General features: G+C 65.0%; 20 protein-coding genes and 3 tRNA genes. 12 read left to right on the top strand and 11 right to left on the bottom strand.

Features of this window, described 5'->3' with window-relative positions; translation table 11 throughout:
* Window position 1 precedes the first annotated feature (1 nt).
* Together QU595_RS06160 and QU595_RS06165 are read left to right on the top strand one after the other, a co-directional pair.
* Window positions 2-391, top strand: a complete 390-nt coding sequence (locus QU595_RS06160; RefSeq protein ID WP_315919791.1) for an Mth938-like domain-containing protein — start codon at window positions 2-4, stop codon at window positions 389-391.
* Between the two features lie 25 nt (window positions 392-416).
* A complete protein-coding gene (locus tag QU595_RS06165; protein WP_315919792.1) occupies window positions 417-1,235 on the top strand; it encodes a phytoene/squalene synthase family protein in 819 nt (272 codons plus the stop codon).
* Window positions 1,236-1,260: 25 nt separating this feature from the next.
* Here QU595_RS06165 and QU595_RS06170 read toward each other — a convergent pair whose 3' ends face one another.
* The 4 genes from QU595_RS06170 to QU595_RS06185 all read right to left on the bottom strand — a co-directional run bounded on the left by QU595_RS06170 (window position 1,261) and on the right by QU595_RS06185 (window position 3,872).
* Complete coding sequence (locus QU595_RS06170; RefSeq protein WP_315919793.1) at window positions 1,261-1,542, bottom strand: type II toxin-antitoxin system ParD family antitoxin; 282 nt, start codon at window positions 1,540-1,542, stop codon at window positions 1,261-1,263.
* An 85-nt stretch (window positions 1,543-1,627) separates the two neighbouring features.
* Window positions 1,628-3,037: a methylenetetrahydrofolate--tRNA-(uracil(54)-C(5))-methyltransferase (FADH(2)-oxidizing) TrmFO gene (gene trmFO, locus QU595_RS06175; protein WP_315919794.1), complete on the bottom strand. Its 1,410-nt coding sequence runs from the start codon at window positions 3,035-3,037 to the stop codon at window positions 1,628-1,630.
* A 507-nt stretch (window positions 3,038-3,544) separates the two neighbouring features.
* Complete coding sequence (locus QU595_RS06180) at window positions 3,545-3,685, bottom strand: DUF1127 domain-containing protein (RefSeq protein WP_315919795.1); 141 nt, start codon at window positions 3,683-3,685, stop codon at window positions 3,545-3,547.
* A 46-nt stretch (window positions 3,686-3,731) separates the two neighbouring features.
* Complete coding sequence (locus QU595_RS06185; protein WP_315919796.1) at window positions 3,732-3,872, bottom strand: DUF1127 domain-containing protein; 141 nt, start codon at window positions 3,870-3,872, stop codon at window positions 3,732-3,734.
* Window positions 3,873-4,104: 232 nt separating this feature from the next.
* Here QU595_RS06185 and QU595_RS06190 point away from each other — a divergent pair, with 232 nt between their 5' ends.
* From QU595_RS06190 to QU595_RS06200, 3 genes are all read left to right on the top strand, one after another.
* Window positions 4,105-5,220: a DUF2157 domain-containing protein gene (locus QU595_RS06190; protein WP_315919797.1), complete on the top strand. Its 1,116-nt coding sequence runs from the start codon at window positions 4,105-4,107 to the stop codon at window positions 5,218-5,220.
* On the top strand, window positions 5,217-5,795 hold the full coding sequence (locus tag QU595_RS06195; RefSeq protein ID WP_315919798.1) for a GDYXXLXY domain-containing protein: 579 nt from the start codon (window positions 5,217-5,219) through the stop codon (window positions 5,793-5,795). The genes QU595_RS06190 and QU595_RS06195 overlap by 4 nt, the downstream gene beginning before the upstream one ends.
* A gap of 173 nt (window positions 5,796-5,968) precedes the next feature.
* A complete protein-coding gene (locus QU595_RS06200; RefSeq protein ID WP_315919799.1) occupies window positions 5,969-6,616 on the top strand; it encodes an OmpA family protein in 648 nt (215 codons plus the stop codon).
* A 104-nt stretch (window positions 6,617-6,720) separates the two neighbouring features.
* On the opposite strand, the gene QU595_RS06205 is transcribed toward QU595_RS06200, so the two are convergent.
* The 3 genes from QU595_RS06205 to QU595_RS06215 form a co-directional block, all read right to left on the bottom strand.
* A complete protein-coding gene (locus QU595_RS06205; protein WP_315919800.1) occupies window positions 6,721-8,238 on the bottom strand; it encodes a DEAD/DEAH box helicase in 1,518 nt (505 codons plus the stop codon).
* A gap of 186 nt (window positions 8,239-8,424) precedes the next feature.
* Window positions 8,425-9,195, bottom strand: a complete 771-nt coding sequence (locus QU595_RS06210; protein ID WP_315919801.1) for an NAD kinase — start codon at window positions 9,193-9,195, stop codon at window positions 8,425-8,427.
* A 433-nt stretch (window positions 9,196-9,628) separates the two neighbouring features.
* Window positions 9,629-10,060 (bottom strand): hypothetical protein, encoded by a 432-nt coding sequence (locus QU595_RS06215; protein WP_315919802.1) that lies wholly within the window; start codon window positions 10,058-10,060, stop codon window positions 9,629-9,631.
* Window positions 10,061-10,319: 259 nt separating this feature from the next.
* On the opposite strand from QU595_RS06215, the gene QU595_RS06220 reads away from it, so the two are divergent.
* Window positions 10,320-10,646 (top strand): GCG_CRPN prefix-to-repeats domain-containing protein, encoded by a 327-nt coding sequence (locus tag QU595_RS06220; protein WP_315919803.1) that lies wholly within the window; start codon window positions 10,320-10,322, stop codon window positions 10,644-10,646.
* A 64-nt stretch (window positions 10,647-10,710) separates the two neighbouring features.
* On the opposite strand, the gene QU595_RS06225 is transcribed toward QU595_RS06220, so the two are convergent.
* Window positions 10,711-10,917 carry a hypothetical protein gene (locus QU595_RS06225; RefSeq protein WP_315919804.1) on the bottom strand — a complete coding sequence of 69 codons (207 nt, stop codon included), beginning with the start codon at window positions 10,915-10,917 and terminating at the stop codon, window positions 10,711-10,713.
* A gap of 179 nt (window positions 10,918-11,096) precedes the next feature.
* Window positions 11,097-11,171: transfer RNA gene (locus tag QU595_RS06230), tRNA-Thr, on the bottom strand.
* 204 nt (window positions 11,172-11,375) lie between these two features.
* Between QU595_RS06230 and QU595_RS06235 the strand changes: the two genes are divergently transcribed.
* Window positions 11,376-11,543 (top strand): hypothetical protein, encoded by a 168-nt coding sequence (locus QU595_RS06235; protein WP_315919805.1) that lies wholly within the window; start codon window positions 11,376-11,378, stop codon window positions 11,541-11,543.
* Between the two features lie 14 nt (window positions 11,544-11,557).
* On the opposite strand, the gene bhcR is transcribed toward QU595_RS06235, so the two are convergent.
* Window positions 11,558-12,370, bottom strand: coding sequence for an HTH-type transcriptional regulator BhcR (gene bhcR / locus QU595_RS06240; RefSeq protein ID WP_315919806.1), 813 nt, complete (start codon window positions 12,368-12,370; stop codon window positions 11,558-11,560).
* 229 nt (window positions 12,371-12,599) lie between these two features.
* Here bhcR and gcl point away from each other — a divergent pair, with 229 nt between their 5' ends.
* The 3 genes from gcl to QU595_RS06255 are packed head-to-tail and all read left to right on the top strand — an operon-like array spanning window position 12,600 to window position 16,132.
* Window positions 12,600-14,381 (top strand): glyoxylate carboligase, encoded by a 1,782-nt coding sequence (gene gcl / locus QU595_RS06245; protein WP_315919807.1) that lies wholly within the window; start codon window positions 12,600-12,602, stop codon window positions 14,379-14,381.
* 39 nt (window positions 14,382-14,420) lie between these two features.
* Window positions 14,421-15,218, top strand: coding sequence for a hydroxypyruvate isomerase (gene hyi / locus QU595_RS06250; protein WP_315919808.1), 798 nt, complete (start codon window positions 14,421-14,423; stop codon window positions 15,216-15,218).
* Window positions 15,176-16,132 (top strand): 2-hydroxy-3-oxopropionate reductase, encoded by a 957-nt coding sequence (locus tag QU595_RS06255; RefSeq protein WP_315920739.1) that lies wholly within the window; start codon window positions 15,176-15,178, stop codon window positions 16,130-16,132. The genes hyi and QU595_RS06255 overlap by 43 nt, the downstream gene beginning before the upstream one ends.
* A 178-nt stretch (window positions 16,133-16,310) precedes the next feature.
* Here the strand turns inward: QU595_RS06255 and QU595_RS06260 are convergent, their stop codons facing one another.
* Window positions 16,311-17,189 carry an RNA methyltransferase gene (locus tag QU595_RS06260; RefSeq protein ID WP_315919809.1) on the bottom strand — a complete coding sequence of 293 codons (879 nt, stop codon included), beginning with the start codon at window positions 17,187-17,189 and terminating at the stop codon, window positions 16,311-16,313.
* Between the two features lie 198 nt (window positions 17,190-17,387).
* Between QU595_RS06260 and QU595_RS06265 the strand changes: the two genes are divergently transcribed.
* Together QU595_RS06265 and QU595_RS06270 are read left to right on the top strand one after the other, a co-directional pair.
* A tRNA-Tyr gene (locus tag QU595_RS06265) sits at window positions 17,388-17,472 on the top strand.
* Between the two features lie 71 nt (window positions 17,473-17,543).
* Window positions 17,544-17,617 (top strand) — tRNA-Gly (locus tag QU595_RS06270).
* Window positions 17,618-17,745: the final 128 nt, after the last annotated feature.

A 17,745-nucleotide genomic window follows, 5' to 3' on the forward strand; every position in this document is an offset into this window, starting at 1 on the left:
CATGGCCAAGGGGATCGTTATCCGGGACGCGCATTTTCCCGGCCGTGCGCCGATCGAGGCTTACGGCAATGGCGGTTTCCGCTTCGCCGACATGTCGCATCGCGGCTCCCTGCTGTGCCTGCCGTCTGGCGTCCACGGCTGGGAGCCTGCCGACCCCGAGGCGCTGGCGGTCGCCGATTTCAGCCAGGTGCTGGCGGAGGCGGCAGACATCGAGATCCTTCTGGTGGGCACCGGCAGGGATATCCGTCCGTTGCCGGCCGATTTGCGCGCGGCCCTGAAACAGGTCGGCATCTCGGCGGAGCCGATGTCGACCGGCGCGGCGGTCAGGACCTACAACGTGCTCCTGGCCGAGGACAGGGCCGTGGCCGCAGCTTTCATCGCCGTGGACTGACGTGGCGTCCGTGTCGGATCCGGTCATGGAAGCGGTGCGTGCAGCCGACCACGACCGCTATCTTTCGGCGCTCTATGCGCCCGAGGACAAGCGCGGTGCGCTGCTGTCGCTCTATGCCTTCAATGCCGAGATCGCCGGCGTGCGCGACCGGATTCGCGAGGCCCTGCCGGGCGAGGTGCGCCTGCAATGGTGGCGCGACGTCATCGCTTCCGACGATCCCGATTCGGGAGCGGGCAATCCGTTGGCCGAAGCGCTGAAGGCCACGATCGCCGCTCATGGCCTGCCGAAAGCCGCCTTCGACAATTATCTCGAGGCGCGGGTCTTCGATCTGTACGACGATCCCATGCCTTCGCGCACGGACCTGGAAGGCTATTGCGGGGAAACGGCCTCGGCCGTGATCCAGCTTGCCTCCATGGTGCTCGATCCGGCGGCTGCTCCCGGTTTCGCCGAACTGGCAGGCAGGGCGGGCTGCGCCCAGGCCATCACCGGCCTGCTTCTGCTTTTGCCGCGCGACCGGGCGCGCGGGCAATGTTTCGTCCCGGCCGACCTCCTGGCCGCCGTCGGTTCCTCGCCGCGGGAGTTCGTGGCAGGCGATGGCGGGCCGGGCGCGGAGCGGGCCGTTGCGGCCATGATCGCGCTCGCGCGCGAACATCTTGCGGCCTTCGAGCATGGCGCTCGGCAACTGCCGCCTTCCTTGCGGCCAGCCTTCCTGCCGCTGTCGCTTACCGGCGCCTATCTCGACCGTATGGAACGGCGTGGGGCCTCTCCGCTGAAAACGCCCGCGCGCCTGTCGGGCTGGCTGAGGCACTGGCTGCTGTTTCGCAGGGCAACCAAAGGCTGGTAGGGCGACCGCCGGCGCTGCGGCGGGCTCAATCGCCGTCGCGGGCGGTGCGTCCGAAAATATCGAGCAGATGCGCACGGATTTCGTGGCCGGGCCGGTCCGGCGGGGGCGGCGCCGGCGGCGCCGGATCTTTCGGCTCACTGGCCCTCGGCATCGACCCGGCCTGCCCGGCCTCCTCGCGCTGGAAGGCCCGCAGCGCAGCGCGGATGACTTCGCTGACCGAACCGTAGGAGCCTTCCTCGATCTTCTCGCGAATCATCCGCGCCATGGCAGGCGTCACGGTGATGGAAAGCTTCTCAGCAGCGTCCATGTCGGCGACCAGGGGGCAAGGAGGATGGTAGGCGACCGGGTAGGATAGTATCCGACTTTATGCTGCCGGCAATCGCCCGACCGATCTATTCGGCTGCCCGGGCCGCGGCGTACATGCCGAGCCAAGCCCGGCAATCGTCCAGCGCGCGCGCCGTCAAGGCCTTCTTTCTGGCGACCGTCTTGTCCTTGCCGCGCAGGCGCTTGCCGTCCGGCTTCGGCGTCTCGACCGGCGGGAACAGCCCGAAATTCACGTTCATCGGCTGGAACGAGCGCTTGCCGGGTTCGTCGTCGGAGACGATATGGCCGCCGGTGATGTGGCCGAGCAGGGCGCCGAACGCGGTTGTCGCCGGCGGCGGAGCCAGTGTCCTGCCGAGCCGCGCCGCAGCGGCGAATCGGCCCGCGAGAAGCCCGATGGCCGCGCTTTCGACATAGCCTTCGCAGCCGGTGATCTGGCCCGCGAAACGCAGGCCCGGGCGGCTCTTCAATTGCAGGCTGCCGTCGAGCAGCACCGGCGAGTTGATGTAGGTGTTGCGGTGTAGGCCGCCGAGCCGCGCGAACTCGGCATTTTCGAGGCCCGGAATGGTGCGGAAGGTGCGGACCTGCTCGGCATGTTTCAGCTTGGTCTGGAAACCGACCATGTTGTAGAGCGTGCCCAGGGCGTTGTCCTGGCGCAACTGCACCACCGCATAGGCTTTCACGGTCGGATTATGCGCGTTGGTCAGGCCCATGGGCTTCATCGGCCCGTGGCGCAGGGTCTCGATGCCGCGCTCGGCCATCACCTCGATCGGCAGGCAGCCGTCGAAATAGGGCGTGCCTTCCCATTCCTTGAATTCGGTCTTCGCGCCGCTCAGCAGCGCCTGCACGAAAGCCTCGTACTGCGCCTTGTCCATCGGGCAGTTGATGTAGTCCTTGCCGGTGCCGCCGGGACCCACCTTGTCGTAGCGCGACTGGAACCAGGCGGTATCCATGTCGATCGTGTCGAAATGCACGATCGGCGCGATCGCGTCGAAGAAGGCGAGCGAGCCGGTGTCCGTCTCCGCCGCGATGGCTTCGGCAAGGGAAGGGGCGGTCAGCGGGCCGGTCGCGATGATCGACTGGTCCCATTCCGCCTGCGGCAGGCCGGCCACTTCCTCGCGGCATATCGTGATCAGCGGATGCGCCTCCAGCCGCGCGGTAACCGCTTGCGAGAAGCCGTCGCGATCGACCGCGAGCGCGCCGCCGGCGGGCACCTGGTTGGCGTCTCCGCAGGCCATGATCAGCGAGCCGGCAAGGCGCATCTCCGCGTGCAGCAGCCCGACGGCATTGGTTTCGGCGTCGTCGGAACGGAAGGAATTGGAACAGACGAGTTCGGCCAGACCCTCGGTCTTGTGCGCGTCGGTGCCGCGCACCGGCCGCATCTCGTGCAGGATCACGGGCACGCCCGCTTCCGCTGCCTGCCAGGCCGCTTCGGAACCGGCCAGGCCGCCGCCGATGATGTGGATTGGGTCGATGCTCATGGGGTCCGGAAATAGTCCCTTGTCGATATCAATGCAATTGCCGGCTGGTGACGGGGAGAGTGTTCCTCAAAAGACAACGCCCGCCGGGGGAGGAGGTCCGGCGGGCGTCGTTTTGGGGGTCGATCTCAGGGAGGAGGAGGAGATCGACCTTATTCGCCATTGCCGGGGAGGAGGTCGGCCTGGCGAAATTCCTTTCGCCTTTCTGAGGGGGCGAAACCCTTGGGTTTGACAGTGCCCGCCGGGGGAGGAGGTCCGGCGGGCACCGTTTCTAAGGCCAACCCATGGGAGGAGGAGAGGGTCGGCCCATTCGCCATTGCCGGGGAGGAGGTCGGCTCTGGCGAAATTCCTTTCACCTTCAACAAGGGGGTGAAGCCCTTTTCGGTAACAACGCCCGCCGGGGGAGGAGGTCCGGCGGGCGCCGTTTCGGTGGTCAACTTCCGGGAGGAGGTAGAAGCTGACCCTATCTGCCGGTTCGGGGAGGAGGTCGAACCGGCAAGATCCTTATAGTCAGATAGCCCGGCGGGCGATCTGGCGGATCTCGGTGCGCTCGATGCCGAGATCCTTGAGCTGGCGGTTGGAAAGGCGACCCAGTTCATTCACAGTGTCGCGGTAAGCGCGCCAATTGCGATAGTTGCGGATCAGGTTCATTTTCTTTTCTTTCTGGACGTTCAACCCGGGCCTGAAGCCCTTGGGATTAGCTCGCCTTGCGGGCGACGTAGGGGATGTCGGCGCGGCCGATGCCGAGGTCGTTCAGCTCGCGGTTGCTCAGGCGGCTCAGCTCGGAAACGGTCTCGCGATAGCGGCGCCAGTTGCGGTAATTGCGGATCAGGTTCATGATTTTCCCTCGCTCGTCTTTATTTCGTTCGCTCTTGTACGATCGATAGATAGGCTGCCCGGCATCGATTTAAAAGTGCTCTTGGTGCATGGCAGCAATGCAAATTGTGCAATGCAACATTAACGCCCGTCCATGCCGTTGTCGCAAACCGATCCGAATCGTGAAATTGCTTCGAGGCCAGTGGTTTATGGCCGGCGTTGGACAATGCACTGCATGACGTAGGGAGAGGTTGATGGCGAGTTATGCCACGAAGGTGCGGCAGGACATCACCCGCTGGCGGCAGGCCGGCCTGGTTGATGCCGCGACAGCCGAATCGCTGCTTCGCGACGTCGAAGCGAACGAGCGGAAGGCGCTCAGCTTCGGCTCGATCCTGGCGATGATGGCCGCGCTGCTGTTCGGTGCGGCAATACTGATCTTCGTCGCGGCCAATTGGGAGATGATCCCGCGTATCGCGCGCGTCCTGCTGCTCTGCGCGGTTATCCTGGCGGGCTATGTCGGCGGCGCATGGCTGAAACTGCGCGAACATCCGGCCATCGGCGAAGCGTCGTGGATGGTCGCCGCGGCGGCGTTTGGCGGCGCGATCGCCTTCGTCGGCCAGATGTACCATCTGTCGGGCGACGAGGCCTCGGCGCTGATGACCTGGGGGCTGGGGACGACGCTGGCGGCCATCGTGCTGCGCTCCAATCCGCTGACAGTAGCGGCTGTCGGCATTGCCGACGCATGGATGGTCATGAGGATCACCTGGGGCTTCCGTGCATTCGGCGGCTTCGAATTCCCGCATCTGTTCGTGGTGATGGCGGCGATCCTGTACGCCCTCTCGTTCTGGACACGCAGCCAGCCGGCGCGCCACCTGATCGCGCTGTCGCTCATCCTCTATTTCGTCCTGTTCGCCATGGACCATGACATAATGGTGGTGGCGATCGGTCTGGCCGTCGTTTCGGCAGCCGCATTCGCGGCGGCCGCTGCCGCGCCGGAAGAAGTCGACCGCTTCGTCGGGCTTGGCGGCTACCTGCCGCTGCACGGGCTGATCGGCTTCCTGACGGCGATGGCCATGGTCCAGTTCGAACTGGTGGACGGCAGCGGCTTCGGCCTAGCCTCGGCGATCACGCTTGCCGGCATCGCGGCCGCCATCCTGCTCGGCGGTCGCCAGAGCCGGGGCCTGCGGTGGCTGGCCTATATCGGCTTCGCCTTCGAGCTGTTCATTATATATGGGGTCATGATGGAGAGCATGCTGGGCACCGCCGGCTTCTTCCTGGCCGCCGCGATCATTCTCGGGCTTCTGGCGTTCGTCATCATACGCATCGAAAAACGCATGGCCGGCGGGGCCGTGCAGGGGGCAGCGCAATGACCGGACGCAAGCTCATTCTGGCCGCGTTGATCCTCGCGCTCGCCCAGATCGGTTTCCTCGGCTGGATCATCGCCGGCCGCGCCGCCATCCTGCGTGACGGCAGGGAAGTCCTGCTCAAGGTCGAGCCGGTCGATCCCCGCGACCTGCTGCGAGGAGACTACGTCAATCTGGGCTATGAGATCTCCAGCATCCCCGTGAAACTGATCGCCAACATTCCCCCCGACATGAAGACCAGCGGCGACACCCGCCTGACCGTCCGCCTGAAAAAGGATCCGGACGGCTACTGGCGCGCGGCTTCCGCCTGGCTCGGCGCGCCGACGTCGCCGCCGTCGAATGACGAGGTCGACATCGCCGGCCATATCTATGCCGGCTGGAACTTCGCCGATGCGGCAACGGTGTCGGCCGACTACGGCATCGAGCGCTTCTATCTGCCGGAAGGCGAGGGCAAGGACATCGAGAAGGACATGCGGGTGCGGCCGTTCGGCATACGCGCCGCCGTCGCGAAGGATGGAACGGCGCAGATCAAGGCGCTGGTCGACGGCGATAAGACCCTGTTCGAGGAGCCTCTCTACTGACCGGCAGATGCCGGCTTGGGGAATATGCGGCCTTGCACTCGTCGGGCGGTTGAAATCCGGGGATCGTCGGTTTTCCGGGTCCGGTTTTCGCCGCATTTCATGCTACAAGGCGCCGAAGGACGGCAGGGCGTGCGTCGCCGCGCGCTGCCTGTATGGAGAGAGGGACCCATCCTATGAAGAAAATCGTGATCGTCGCCGTGGCGATGTCCGTGCTGGTCGGCGCTTGCACGACCGACCCCTATACGGGCGAGCAGAAGATCTCCAACACCGCCGGCGGTGCCGCGCTGGGTGCGCTGGGCGGCGCGGCACTCGGCACGCTGGCCGGCGGCAATGACCGCCGCAACGCGCTGATCGGCGCAGGCATCGGCGCGCTGGCAGGCGGCGCCGTGGGTTCGGTCATGGACCAGAACGAAAACGCGCTGCGCGCCCAGCTTCAGGGCACCGGTGTTAGCGTGACCCGCACCGGCGACCAGATCATCCTCAACATGCCGTCGGACATCACCTTCGCCGTGGACCAGGATTCGGTGAAGCCGGAATTCTACCAAGTGCTGAATTCCGTGGCGCTGGTGCTGAAGAAATACAGGCAGACCACCGTGGACGTGTTCGGCCACACCGATTCCACCGGCGGCGACCAGCACAATTTCGACCTGTCGCAGCGCCGCGCGCTGGCCGTGGCCAATTACCTGACCGCCCAAGGCGTCGATTCGCGCCGCTTCGCCGTGACCGGCTTCGGCAAGACGCGTCCGATCGCATCCAATGCCACGGAGGCGGGCCGCGCGCAGAACCGTCGCGTGGAAATCCAGCTTACGCCTCTGACCTGAGGCGGGCGTTCACCCCAAAAAAAATGCGGCCCCGAAAGGGGCCGTTTTCAATTCCAGGCAAATTCCGGTCGCTCGCCGTTCGGCGGGAGATTGCAAGCCGGGCGCTACACCTTGACGGCGATGTTCATGAAGGCCGGCACGTCGTCGCCGAAACCCACGACCGTGTCGTCGTTGTCTTCCCGATGCTTGCGGCGGTCGCCGCGGGTAGGGCGATGGTCGTCCCGCTCGGGACGGCCCTTGCGCTCGGCATTTTCGCTGCGGATGGCTTCCTTGCGCGCATGCCGTTCCTCGGCCTGCTGCACGGGGGCGGCTTCCGCCGCCTCGTCGGCCTCTGCCGGTTTGCGCTCGGCATGTGCGGAACGATGGCCGCGCTTGCGCTCGCCTTCATCCTTGCGCCCGCCGCGGCGCGGCGCGCCACGGCCACGACGCGGGGCGTCGTCCTCGCTTTCGACGACCTGGCTGAGGTCGCCGTCATGCCATTCGATCGTCTGACCCGTCAGTTTCTCGATGGCGTCGACATATTTGCCGTCCGCCTTGGTGACGATGGTGAACGCCTTGCCCGACCGTCCGGCCCGGCCGGTGCGGCCGATGCGGTGGACATAGTCCTCGGCATGGATCGGCACGTCGTAGTTGAAGACATGGCTGACATCGGGAATGTCGAGCCCGCGCGCGGCGACGTCGGACGCCACCAGCAGCTTCAGCTTGCCGTCGCGGAAATTGGCCAGCATGGTCATGCGCGCACGCTGGTCCATGTCGCCGTGCAGCGCGCCCGCGTTCAATTCGTGGCGGACCAGCGACCGGAACAGCTCGGAAACCTCCACCTTCCGGTTGCAGAAGATGATCGCGTTCTTCAGCTCGTCGTTTTCCTCGGCGATCAGCTTGCGCAGCGCCGCGCGTTTGTCCCACGGCTTGGAGCCGGACTTGACCAGCCGTTGCGTCACCGTGGATGCGGTGGTGGCGGCCTTTGCCACTTCCACGCGCACCGGCGCATGCAAAAACTGCTCGGTGAGCTTGGTGATCTCCGGCGGCATCGTCGCCGAGAAGAACAGCGTCTGCCGGGTGAAGGGGATCAGCTTGCAGATGCGCTCGATGTCGGGGATGAAGCCCATGTCGAGCATGCGGTCGGCCTCGTCGATGACGAGGATCTCCACGCCGGTGAGCAGGAGCTTGCCGCGCTCGAAATGGTCGAGCAGGCGCCCGGGCGTGGCGATCAGCACGTCGGCGCCGCGCTCCAGCTTGCGGTCCTGCTCGTCGAAGGAAACGCCGCCGATCAGAAGCGCGATGTTGAGCTTGTGGTTCTTGCCGTATTTGACGAAGTTTTCCTCAACCTGCGCGGCCAGTTCGCGCGTCGGCTCGAGGATCAGCGTGCGCGGCATGCGGGCGCGGGCGCGGCCCTTTTCCAGGCGCGTCAGCATCGGCAGCACGAAGGAAGCGGTCTTGCCGGTGCCGGTCTGGGCGATGCCCAGCACATCCTTGCCGATGAGGGCGTGAGGGATTGCCTCTGCCTGGATCGGCGTCGGGCGGGTGTAGCCGGCGTCGGTCACTGCGGAAAGAACCTTCGGCGAAAGGCCGAGATCGGTGAAGCTCGAAGCTTCCTGAGCGGTCTGTGCGTCTGCGGACAAGTGTCTTGGCTGTCTTCGGCTGTTTCGGGAGCGTGGCGGCTACCGTCGCGGCAAGCGCCCCGCGCTTGCGATATTTTGCACCGCGATAGGCGCAAGCCCTCGATTTGTCAACAGAAACGGCCCGGATTGGCCGAGCTGCGACGGTGTAACCTTAATTATGATGCTTAATCGCCCGAAGCACGGGCATCAATACCTGAATTGCTCGGTCAATATCCGCTCGTTCCAGGAATGGTCCGGGTCGAACAGAAGCGTGGCCGTTGCCGTCGGCGATTCGCGCACCGTCACCGTGTTGACCGCCTTCACCTCGGTATGATCGGCGGCGACGTTCACCGGCCGCTTGTCGGCCTCGAGTATGTCGAAGCGCACGGTGGACCTGTTCGGCAGCAGCGCGCCGCGCCAGGCCCGTGGGCGGAACGGGCTGACCGGCGTGAGCGCGAGCAGGGGCGCGTCCAGAGGCAGGATCGGTCCGTGGGCGGAGAGATTGTAGGCGGTGGAGCCGGCCGGGGTCGCCACCATCACCCCGTCGCAGCTCAGTTCCTCCATCCTGACCTGGCCGTCCACGGTGATGCGGATCTTCGCGGTCTGGTAGGATTGGCGCCACAGCGCCACCTCGTTGATGGCCAGGGCGGACACGGCATTGCCGTCCGGACCCGCGGCTTCCATCTCGAGCGGGCGGATGGTTTCCGCCTGCGCCGCGGCGATGCGCTCCGGCAGCCCGCCGACGCGGTATTCGTTCATCAGGAAGCCGATGGTGCCGCGGTTCATGCCGAACACCTTCTTGCCGGTGCCCATGGTCTCGCGCAGCGTCTGCAGGAGAAAACCATCGCCGCCTAGCGCGATCACGATCTCGGCGTCCTCGATCTGCTGCTGTCCATAGCGTGCGGAGAGGCTCTCGCGTGCCGCGCGCGCATCCGGCGTGTCGGACGAGACGAAGGCGAAACGGCTGGCTCTGCTCATGACTCCCCTCGCGGGGCCATCTGCCGCGCCCCGGAAAACGGCACCCGCTTCGGCACCGTCGACGACGTCGGGTTAGCATGGCTCGTCGCGCTCTGCAAAGGCGCCCGCCGCCGCCGGGACTTCACCTTCTCGCCACTTTCGTTAATTGCCGGCTTAAGCCCTCGTAAAGCCACAAGCCTGATGTTATGACCCCGAAACGGGGCGGCGGGGGCCGACCGACTGGGGATGGCCGATTGCTTTTGGCGCGCCTGCTTATCGTCTGCCTGATACTTGGAAGTTTCGCGCTTGGCTTTGCCGAACTCGTACGCCAGTCCGAAGCTTTGAGCACGCGACCCCAGGCCGCAACGTCCACCTGCGGCGATGCCGTCGGCACGCCATGTCCCTCGCCGCAGACGCCCTAGCACCGATCGACACTCATGGATCGGCGGGCGATCTAACGGTAGTTTTCGCAGCAAACGGTGGCCTGGTCCGACAAGGAGGCCGAAGCGCTTTCGAAAGCACGGGGCACGCGCGACGCCTCGACCACCGCCTCTAGAATCGCCAGCGACAGCGCGCCGTGGCAGGACACCACATGGCCGCCGGACCCGACGTAACCGGGCGAAACCTCCAGTGTGCAGTACCATTCGCCGTCTTCGCGGTCGATGCGGCTGACGGTCCACTGCGGAAGTTCCAGCGCCAGCACGGCGAATGCCGCCTCCACCAGCGCTCCTGCTTCGGCGAGAAGCCGGATATTTTCGCGTTCCCGCGGGCCGGTCCCGCCGGGCGGCTGGAAGAGTGCCAGCGCACGCATAAATGCCCGCGCGGCCTCCTTGTCCCCATGGCCGATCCGCTTCCCGATGGCTCTGAACGGCAGGATGTTGTTCATCTCATGCTCCCGGCATCTTCCGGAATGAAAATGGCGGGCAGGGCATAAAGAAGCGAGACGGGGTGAATTACCACTTTATAAGCGCGCCATATAGGAATGTCCGTCCTGCATAGTCGCCGCCGCCGGATGCTGGCCGGGGCCGGCGACCACGCCCTGTTCCCTTAATGCAACAATACTTGAATGCAGTTCAGCCGGTGCGGGGGAACCGTTCCGGGAGCGCGCCCATTTGGCTTGTGAAGGGAATACAGGAGTAGATCCGATGCTTCGTAAACTCGCTATGGCGGCCTTGATGGCTGCCGGAACCCTCGGCACGGGCATGGCGGTTTCAGGCCCGGCTAATGCGGGGCCGATTGCTGCCCCGCCCATTGCCGCTCCCCAAGGACAGGGGTTGCCGACGATCGACGTAAGGGATGGTTGCGGCCGCGGCTGGCGCCTGAACCGCTGGGGCAGGTGCGTGCCCATGCGCTGGCGGCCGGTGGCCCGCTACGGCTGGTATGGGCCCCGCTATGAGTATGGCTGGCACCGTCCTTACTATCGCCACGAGTGGCGCCGCGAACATTGGCGGCACTATCGTGAGTGGGACTGACCGGCGGCCCGAAAAAGGACCGTTCGCAGAGGAAGATGTCATAGAGCCCGCCGCGGTGGCGGGCTCATATGTTGGAGCGGCGAGATCGCCTGTCTTCGTTAGCCGGAAACGGGATGATCTCGCATTCCTGCCGCCGATATTCGGCGGTCAGGATGGCGTCTACAAGCAGGTCGAGGGCGTCCCTGCTCTTGCGGCTGGTCTCGTCGTCGCCAGACAGCGCGTTGTACGCGCGTTCCAGATGGCGCCGCGCCATGGCAAAGTCGCTCTTCATCGAAGTCTCCACCTTGCCCCACCGGCTCCGACACTGAACGCTCCAGGTTGCCCGAGATGAAATATCCACAGCGGCCTTTTATTCAAAAGCCGTGTTTTCATGACGGGTGGGCATGGGATCCGGAAACTTCGGCCTTCGCATTCTTGCCGGGTGGGGGCGTCGGGAATCCGTTGGGGTGTTGGTGCCGGTTGAGGGGATTGAACCCCCGACCTTCGGTTTACAAAACCGCTGCTCTACCGCTGAGCTAAACCGGCCCGCTGGCACCGGAAATCCGGTGGGACCGCGCACTCCATGGAGCCGCGCGATCCGAAGCGCCCCGGTTAGCACATCTGCCGCGCCAGTAAAGACAATTGTCCCGCACATGTCGGGGAACTGCGGCCCAGGCGCCCTCTTGATGCTGAAAAGCGCGCTTCCGGTTCCCATATTCATGCTGGACGCGCTGCAGGAGGGGCATCGCCATGATCCGGGTTGTCGCGGTCGTTCTTTTCGCCGTCGTGCTGTGGGCCTTGCTGGTCAGGCTCGCCCGCTGGCTCCGCCATGCCGATATCGATTGGACCGGCGTCACGTTCGCCGTGGGCTTCGTCGTGCTGGCTTTCTGGCTGCGGCACGTCACCGGCATGGGATGAACGCGCAGCGGTGCTCAGGGCTGGGCAAGCCCGCCGATCATGCGCGTCACCTCGTTCGCCGCATCCCGCACCAGCGGCCCGATCTGCGCGACCCGGTCCGGCGTGACCCGCACGGTTGGTCCGGAAACCGAAACGCCGCCCACCGGTTCGCCGAATTCGTTGAAGATGGCGGCCGCGACGCAGCGCATGCCCGGATAACGTTCCTCGTCGTCCACGGCCCAGCCGCGCGCCTTGATCGCTTCGAGGTCGCGGGCGAGGGCGGAGAGGCTGGAAAGCGTCTTTTCGGTGAACGGCTCCAATCCGGCGCGACGGGCGATGGCCGCGACACGCTCGTCATCCAGATAGGCCAGCACCGCCTTGCCGATGCCCGAGGCGTGGAAGGCGCTGCGTGTGCCCGGCCGGAAGAAGGCGCGGATCGCCTGATGCGTCTCCACCTGGCTGACGAACACCACGCAATCGTCTTCCGCCACGCCGAGATTGGCGGTCTCGCCGGTTCTTTCCATCAGTTCCTGCATGACGATGCGCGCCCGGTCGACCAGCTTGCGGCTGCGCAGGAACGCCGCCCCCATGCGATAGGTGCCGACCCCGATCGACCATAGCTGCTCGACCTTGTCGAACTCGACCATGGCGTGGCTTTCGAGCGTCGTCAGCATCCGATAGGCGGTCGGCGCCGCGATGCCCGAAGCGCTCGCCACCTCGCTCAGCGACAACCCGTTGCTCTCCGCGATGATGGCGAGGATGCGCAACGCCCGATCGAGCGATTGCACGGATGCCGCTTCGGCCGGCCCGTTGAAGGCGCGGGGACGGCCGCGCTGTCGTTTTTCCATGGACTTACGCTCTCCTCGCTGGTCCCGGCCTGTCTTGCCGGTCGGGCGCAGAATAAAAAATTTTTTCACCTGTTGGCAATGCGCAGAGATGAAAAACGAAAACGCATTTATAATCAATGCATAAATGGCAAATCATAGAAATGAAAAATTATTTTGAGAAAATTGAAAAATAGTCCCGGTACTGGCAATCTTCCGCCATCTGAAAGGCTTCCATGTGCGGAGGAATGAAATGGCCAGGATGCGCGCAGTTGATGCAGCGGTTCTCGTTCTTGAAAAGGAAGGCATCTCGACCGCGTTCGGCGTGCCGGGCGCTGCGATCAATCCGTTCTATTCGGCGCTGAAGGCGCGCGGCAGCGTGCGCCATGTGCTGGCCCGCCATGTCGAGGCGGCATCTCACATGGCCGAGGGGTACACCCGCGCCAAGGCGGGCAATATCGGCCTGTGCATCGGCACGTCGGGCCCGGCCGGCACCGACATGATCACCGGGCTTTACTCGGCTTCGGCCGACTCCATTCCGATCCTTTGCATCACCGGGCAGGCGCCGCGGGCAAGGCTGAACAAGGAAGACTTCCAGGCGGTCGATATAGCGGCGATCGCGTCGCCGGTCGCGAAGTGGGCGGTCACCGTCATGGAGCCCTATCTGGTTCCGATGGCCTTGCAGAAGGCGTTCCACCTCATGCGCTCGTCGCGTCCCGGCCCGGTGCTGATCGACCTGCCGATCGACGTCCAGCTTGCCGAGATCGAGTTCGACATCGACGCCTACGAGCCGCTGCCCGTCTTCAAGCCGGCCATGACGCGCGCCCAGGCCGAGAAGGCCCTGGCCATGCTGAACACGGCCGAGAAGCCCTTGATCGTCGCCGGCGGCGGCATCATCAATGCGGATGCCTCCGACCTGCTGATCGAGTTCGCCGAGATCACCGGCATCCCGGTCGTCCCGACCCTGATGGGCTGGGGCTCGATCCCCGACGATCACCGGCTGATGGCCGGCATGTGCGGTCTGCAGACCTCGCACCGCTACGGCAACGCCAGCATGCTGGCGTCCGATTTCGTGTTCGGCATCGGCAACCGCTGGGCCAACCGCCACACCGGTTCGGTCGATGTCTACACCAAGGGCAAGAAGTTCATCCATGTCGACATCGAGCCGACGCAGATCGGTCGCGTCTTCGCTCCGGATCTCGGCTTCGTTTCCGACGCCGGCGCGGCGCTGAAGACGCTGCTGGACGTCGCCACCGAGTGGAAGACCGCAGGCAAGCTGCGCGACTGGTCGGGCTGGGCCAAGGAATGCCTGGACCGCAAGAAGACCATGAAGCGCAAGACGCATTTCGACCAGGTGCCGCTGAAGCCGCAGCGCGTCTACGAGGAGATGAACAAGGCTTTCGGCCGCGACACGACCTATGTCTCGACCATCGGGCTCAGCCAGATCGCCGGCGCGCAGTTCCTGCACGTCTACAAGCCGCGCAACTGGATCAATTGCGGCCAGGCCGGCCCGCTCGGCTGGACGCTGCCGGCGGCGCTGGGCGTCCGCGCGGCCAGGCCGGACGCCAACATCGTGGCGCTGTCGGGCGACTACGACTTCCAGTTCCTCATCGAGGAACTCGCGGTCGGCGCGCAGCACAAGCTGCCCTACATCCATGTCGTCGTGAACAACGCCTATCTCGGCCTGATCCGTCAGGCGCAGCGCGGCTTCTCGATGGACTACGAGGTCAGCCTGGCCTTCGAGAACCAGAACCGCAAGGACGACCCGAAGGCCGGCTACGGCGTCGATCACGTCGCCGTCGCGGAAGCCATGGGCTGCAAGGCCGTTCGCGTCACCAAGCCCGAGGACTTCGCCGGCGCCTTCAAGGAAGCCGAGCGGCTGATGAAGGAGCACCAGGTTCCGGTCGTTCTGGAATTCATCCTGGAGCGCGTCACCAACATTTCCATGGGCGCGGAGATCGACAACATCGTCGAATTCGAGGAGCTTGCCGAGCGCAACGAGGATGCGCCGACCGCCATCCTTCTGCTCGACTGAGCGCCATCAACCGGAATCAATTTCTCAAGGGATACGGCTATGCCACGGTTTTCAGCCAATCTTTCAATGCTCTTCGGCGAGCATGATTTCCTCGACCGTTTCGACGCGGCCGCGCGCGCCGGCTTCAAGGGCGTGGAATATCTCGGCCCCTATGATCATCCGGCCGAGACTGTCGCCGCCCGCCTGAAGAAGAACGGGCTGGAGCAGGTGCTGTTCAACCTGCCGTTCGGCGACTGGGGCAAGGGCGAGCGCGGCATCGCCGTGCTGCCGGAGCGCGTGGAGGAATTCCGCCGCGGCGTCGATACGGCGATCGCATATGCCAAGGCGCTGGGCTGCGGGCAGGTGAACTGCCTGGCGGGAATCGCACCCCAGGGCGCGGACAGGCAGAAACTCGAGGACACCTTCGTCGAGAACCTGAAGTTCGCGGCAGCGAAGCTGGAGCAGGCGGGGATCAGGCTGTTGATCGAGCCGATCAACACGCGCGACATTCCCGGCTTCTTCCTGACCAACACCAGGCAGGCGCTCGGCATCATCGAGCGCGTGGGTTCGAAGAACCTGTATCTCCAATACGACATCTATCACATGCAGATCATGGAGGGAGATCTCGCCCGCACCATCGAGGCCAATCTCGGCCGCATCGCGCATATCCAGCTTGCGGACAATCCCGGCCGTCACGAGCCGGGGACGGGCGAGATCAACTATCCCTTCCTCTACGATTTCATCGATCGCATCGGCTACGCCGGCTGGATCGGCGCCGAATACAAGCCCGCCAACGGCACCGAGGCCGGTCTCGGCTGGTTCAAGGATTTTGGCAAGAACGCCAGCGCGGCCGCCTGAGCCGCGTTGACAAGCAGGAGAAGAAGAAAATGGAAAAGATCGGCTTTATCGGCCTCGGCATCATGGGCGCGCCCATGGCCGGACATCTGCTCGACGCGGGCTACGAGGTCGTCACCACCGACCATTTCATCGCCGCGCCGGCCGAACTGAAGGCCAAGAGCCTGAAGGTGGTGAAGGGCAACGATGCGGTGGCCAAGGCAGCGGACATCGTCATCCTGATGGTTCCGGACACGCCGCAGGTGCAGGAAGTGCTGTTCGCCGAAAACGGCGTCGCATCCGGCCTTTCCAAGGGCAAGCTCGTCATCGACATGAGCTCGATCTCGCCGATCTTCACCAAGGAGTTCGCGACCAGGATCAAGGCGCTGGGCGCCGACTATCTCGACGCGCCGGTTTCGGGCGGCGAGGTGGGCGCCAAGGCGGCGTCGCTGGCCATCATGGTCGGCGGCGAGGAGGCTTCCTTCGAGCGCGCCAAGCCGATCTTCGAGAAGCTCGGCAAGAACATCACGCTTGTCGGCCCCAACGGTTCGGGCCAGACCACCAAGGTCGCCAACCAGATCATCGTCGCGCTGACCATCGAGGCCGTTGCCGAAGCACTGGTCTTCGCCTCCAAGGCCGGCGCCGATCCGGCCAAGGTGCGGCAGGCGCTGATGGGCGGCCTCGCCAATTCCCGCATCCTCGAAGTCCACGGCGACCGCATGGTCAAGCGTACCTTCGAGCCGGGCTTCCGCATCGAACTGCACCAGAAGGACCTGAACCTGGCGCTGGAAGGCGCGCGTTCGCTCGGCATCGCGCTGCCCAACACCTCGACCACGCAGCAGCTCTTCAATTCCTGCGCGGCCCATGGCGGCGCCAAAGAGGACCATTCCGCGCTGGTGCGCGCCCTGGAGCGTATGGCCGGCCACGAAGTGGCCTGAGCAGACAAAGCCACGAAGTGGCCTGAGCACACAAGCCACGAAGTGGCCTGAGCATAGGCAGAGCCACGAATAAGGCCGCCGCGCCCCGCCGATGCGCGGGCGGCGGCCGACAAGATACGGGTAGCGTGTCGATGAGGGTCAGCCGGTTCCGTTCCCAACGGCGGCCTTTCGCGATGCGCTACCCGTTCAGGAATTTGCGCGCGGCATAGAGCGCCACGGCGGCCGCGTTCGACACATTGAGCGAACGGATGGCGCCCGGCATGTCCAGCCGGGCAAGTGCCGTCACCGTCTCGCGCGTCTTTTGGCGCAGGCCCTTGCCCTCGGCTCCCAACACGAGGGCGATTTTTTTCCCCGAAAAGGTCTTTTCCAGTTCGGCCGGTCCATCCGAATCGAGCCCGATGCTCGCATAGCCGGCGTCGTGCAACTGGCCGAGCGCGTCCGCCAGGTTCTTCACCTCGATATGGTCGATGTGCTCGATGGCGCCGGAAGCGGATTTGGCCAGAACGCCGGATTCGGCCGGGCTGTGCCGCGAGGTCGTGATCAGCGCGCCGGCCCCGAAGGCCACAGCGGAGCGCAATATGGCGCCGACATTGTGCGGGTCCGTCACCTGGTCCAGCACCAGCACCAATGGCGCGTCGCCGAGCGCGTCGAGCCGCTTGGGAGCCAGGGGCTCGGCCTCGACCAGCACGCCCTGGTGCACGGCGTCCGATCCGGTCAGCTTGTCTATGTCGCGCGGCTCGACCAGTTCGGCCGGGAAGGGCAGGGCGGAGAGCTCAGGCAGGCCGAGCCGCTCGGCCGCGTTGCGCGTCACCATCATGCGCCTGATTCGGCGGCGTGGGTTGTCGAGCGCCGCGCGCACCGTATGCAGACCGTAGAGCCGGACCAGTCCGTCTGGCGCGCTCTCTCCCGGCGGAAGCTTGGGCCGCTGCCGGAACACGGGTTTGCCGCCGCTCTGCTCGTCGCGATGGGCGCGGCGCAGGCGCGCATAGTGGCTGTCCTTGGCGCTGCCGGCGGCAGGCGCGCCGCCGGATGGGCCGGGCTTCTTTCGATTGCTCATGCAGCCTCTATAGCGGCGGCGGCCCGCTTTGGATACGGCGCCCGCCGCGGCCTTGCGAATAAGTCGGCGAAATCATTCCTCGCGCGGTTGACACTCCAGTGCCTTGCCGCCATAAGGCGCACGCGGATTTCGGGGCGGGCCTTGCTGCGCTTCCGACATCTGCGGAAATGCCTCGTTGCATGGCTCCGGCGGCAGTACGGAGGGGTGCCCGAGTGGTTAAAGGGGACGGACTGTAAATCCGTTGGCTTTGCCTACGTTGGTTCGAATCCAACCCCCTCCACCACTGCCGCACCGGAGCTTGTGCAAGCGCGTGGAAGGCACGGCCTGAACGGCTTGCACGGAAAGACCTGCGGCGCGGGTGTAGCTCAATGGTAGAGCAGCAGCCTTCCAAGCTGAATACGAGGGTTCGATTCCCTTCACCCGCTCCATTATCCGCCCTTTAATCGCTGTCAAATCCTTGCAGGGCAGGGTGTTGCGCGCATGCTCTATTGGAGACTGGTTTGCCCTGCCGCAGAATTGTGATACATTCGTGACACAAACAGCGCTACCATAGAGG

The organism is Mesorhizobium sp. SP-1A (assembly GCF_032460275.1).
In the GTDB taxonomy this organism is placed as follows: Bacteria; Pseudomonadota; Alphaproteobacteria; order Rhizobiales; family Rhizobiaceae; genus Mesorhizobium.

Coding starts and splice junctions, on each gene's coding strand:
- QU595_RS06160 (WP_315919791.1), top strand. CDS start 2: ATGGCCAAGGGGATCGTTATCCGGGACGCGCATTTTCCCGGCCGTGCG.
- QU595_RS06165 (WP_315919792.1), top strand. CDS start 417: ATGGAAGCGGTGCGTGCAGCCGACCACGACCGCTATCTTTCGGCGCTC.
- QU595_RS06170 (WP_315919793.1), bottom strand. CDS start 1,542: ATGGACGCTGCTGAGAAGCTTTCCATCACCGTGACGCCTGCCATGGCG.
- trmFO (WP_315919794.1), bottom strand. CDS start 3,037: ATGAGCATCGACCCAATCCACATCATCGGCGGCGGCCTGGCCGGTTCC.
- QU595_RS06180 (WP_315919795.1), bottom strand. CDS start 3,685: ATGAACCTGATCCGCAACTATCGCAATTGGCGCGCTTACCGCGACACT.
- QU595_RS06185 (WP_315919796.1), bottom strand. CDS start 3,872: ATGAACCTGATCCGCAATTACCGCAACTGGCGCCGCTATCGCGAGACC.
- QU595_RS06190 (WP_315919797.1), top strand. CDS start 4,105: ATGGCGAGTTATGCCACGAAGGTGCGGCAGGACATCACCCGCTGGCGG.
- QU595_RS06195 (WP_315919798.1), top strand. CDS start 5,217: ATGACCGGACGCAAGCTCATTCTGGCCGCGTTGATCCTCGCGCTCGCC.
- QU595_RS06200 (WP_315919799.1), top strand. CDS start 5,969: ATGAAGAAAATCGTGATCGTCGCCGTGGCGATGTCCGTGCTGGTCGGC.
- QU595_RS06210 (WP_315919801.1), bottom strand. CDS start 9,195: ATGAGCAGAGCCAGCCGTTTCGCCTTCGTCTCGTCCGACACGCCGGAT.
- QU595_RS06215 (WP_315919802.1), bottom strand. CDS start 10,060: ATGAACAACATCCTGCCGTTCAGAGCCATCGGGAAGCGGATCGGCCAT.
- QU595_RS06220 (WP_315919803.1), top strand. CDS start 10,320: ATGCTTCGTAAACTCGCTATGGCGGCCTTGATGGCTGCCGGAACCCTC.
- QU595_RS06225 (WP_315919804.1), bottom strand. CDS start 10,917: ATGAAGAGCGACTTTGCCATGGCGCGGCGCCATCTGGAACGCGCGTAC.
- QU595_RS06235 (WP_315919805.1), top strand. CDS start 11,376: ATGATCCGGGTTGTCGCGGTCGTTCTTTTCGCCGTCGTGCTGTGGGCC.
- bhcR (WP_315919806.1), bottom strand. CDS start 12,370: ATGGAAAAACGACAGCGCGGCCGTCCCCGCGCCTTCAACGGGCCGGCC.
- gcl (WP_315919807.1), top strand. CDS start 12,600: ATGGCCAGGATGCGCGCAGTTGATGCAGCGGTTCTCGTTCTTGAAAAG.
- hyi (WP_315919808.1), top strand. CDS start 14,421: ATGCCACGGTTTTCAGCCAATCTTTCAATGCTCTTCGGCGAGCATGAT.
- QU595_RS06260 (WP_315919809.1), bottom strand. CDS start 17,189: ATGAGCAATCGAAAGAAGCCCGGCCCATCCGGCGGCGCGCCTGCCGCC.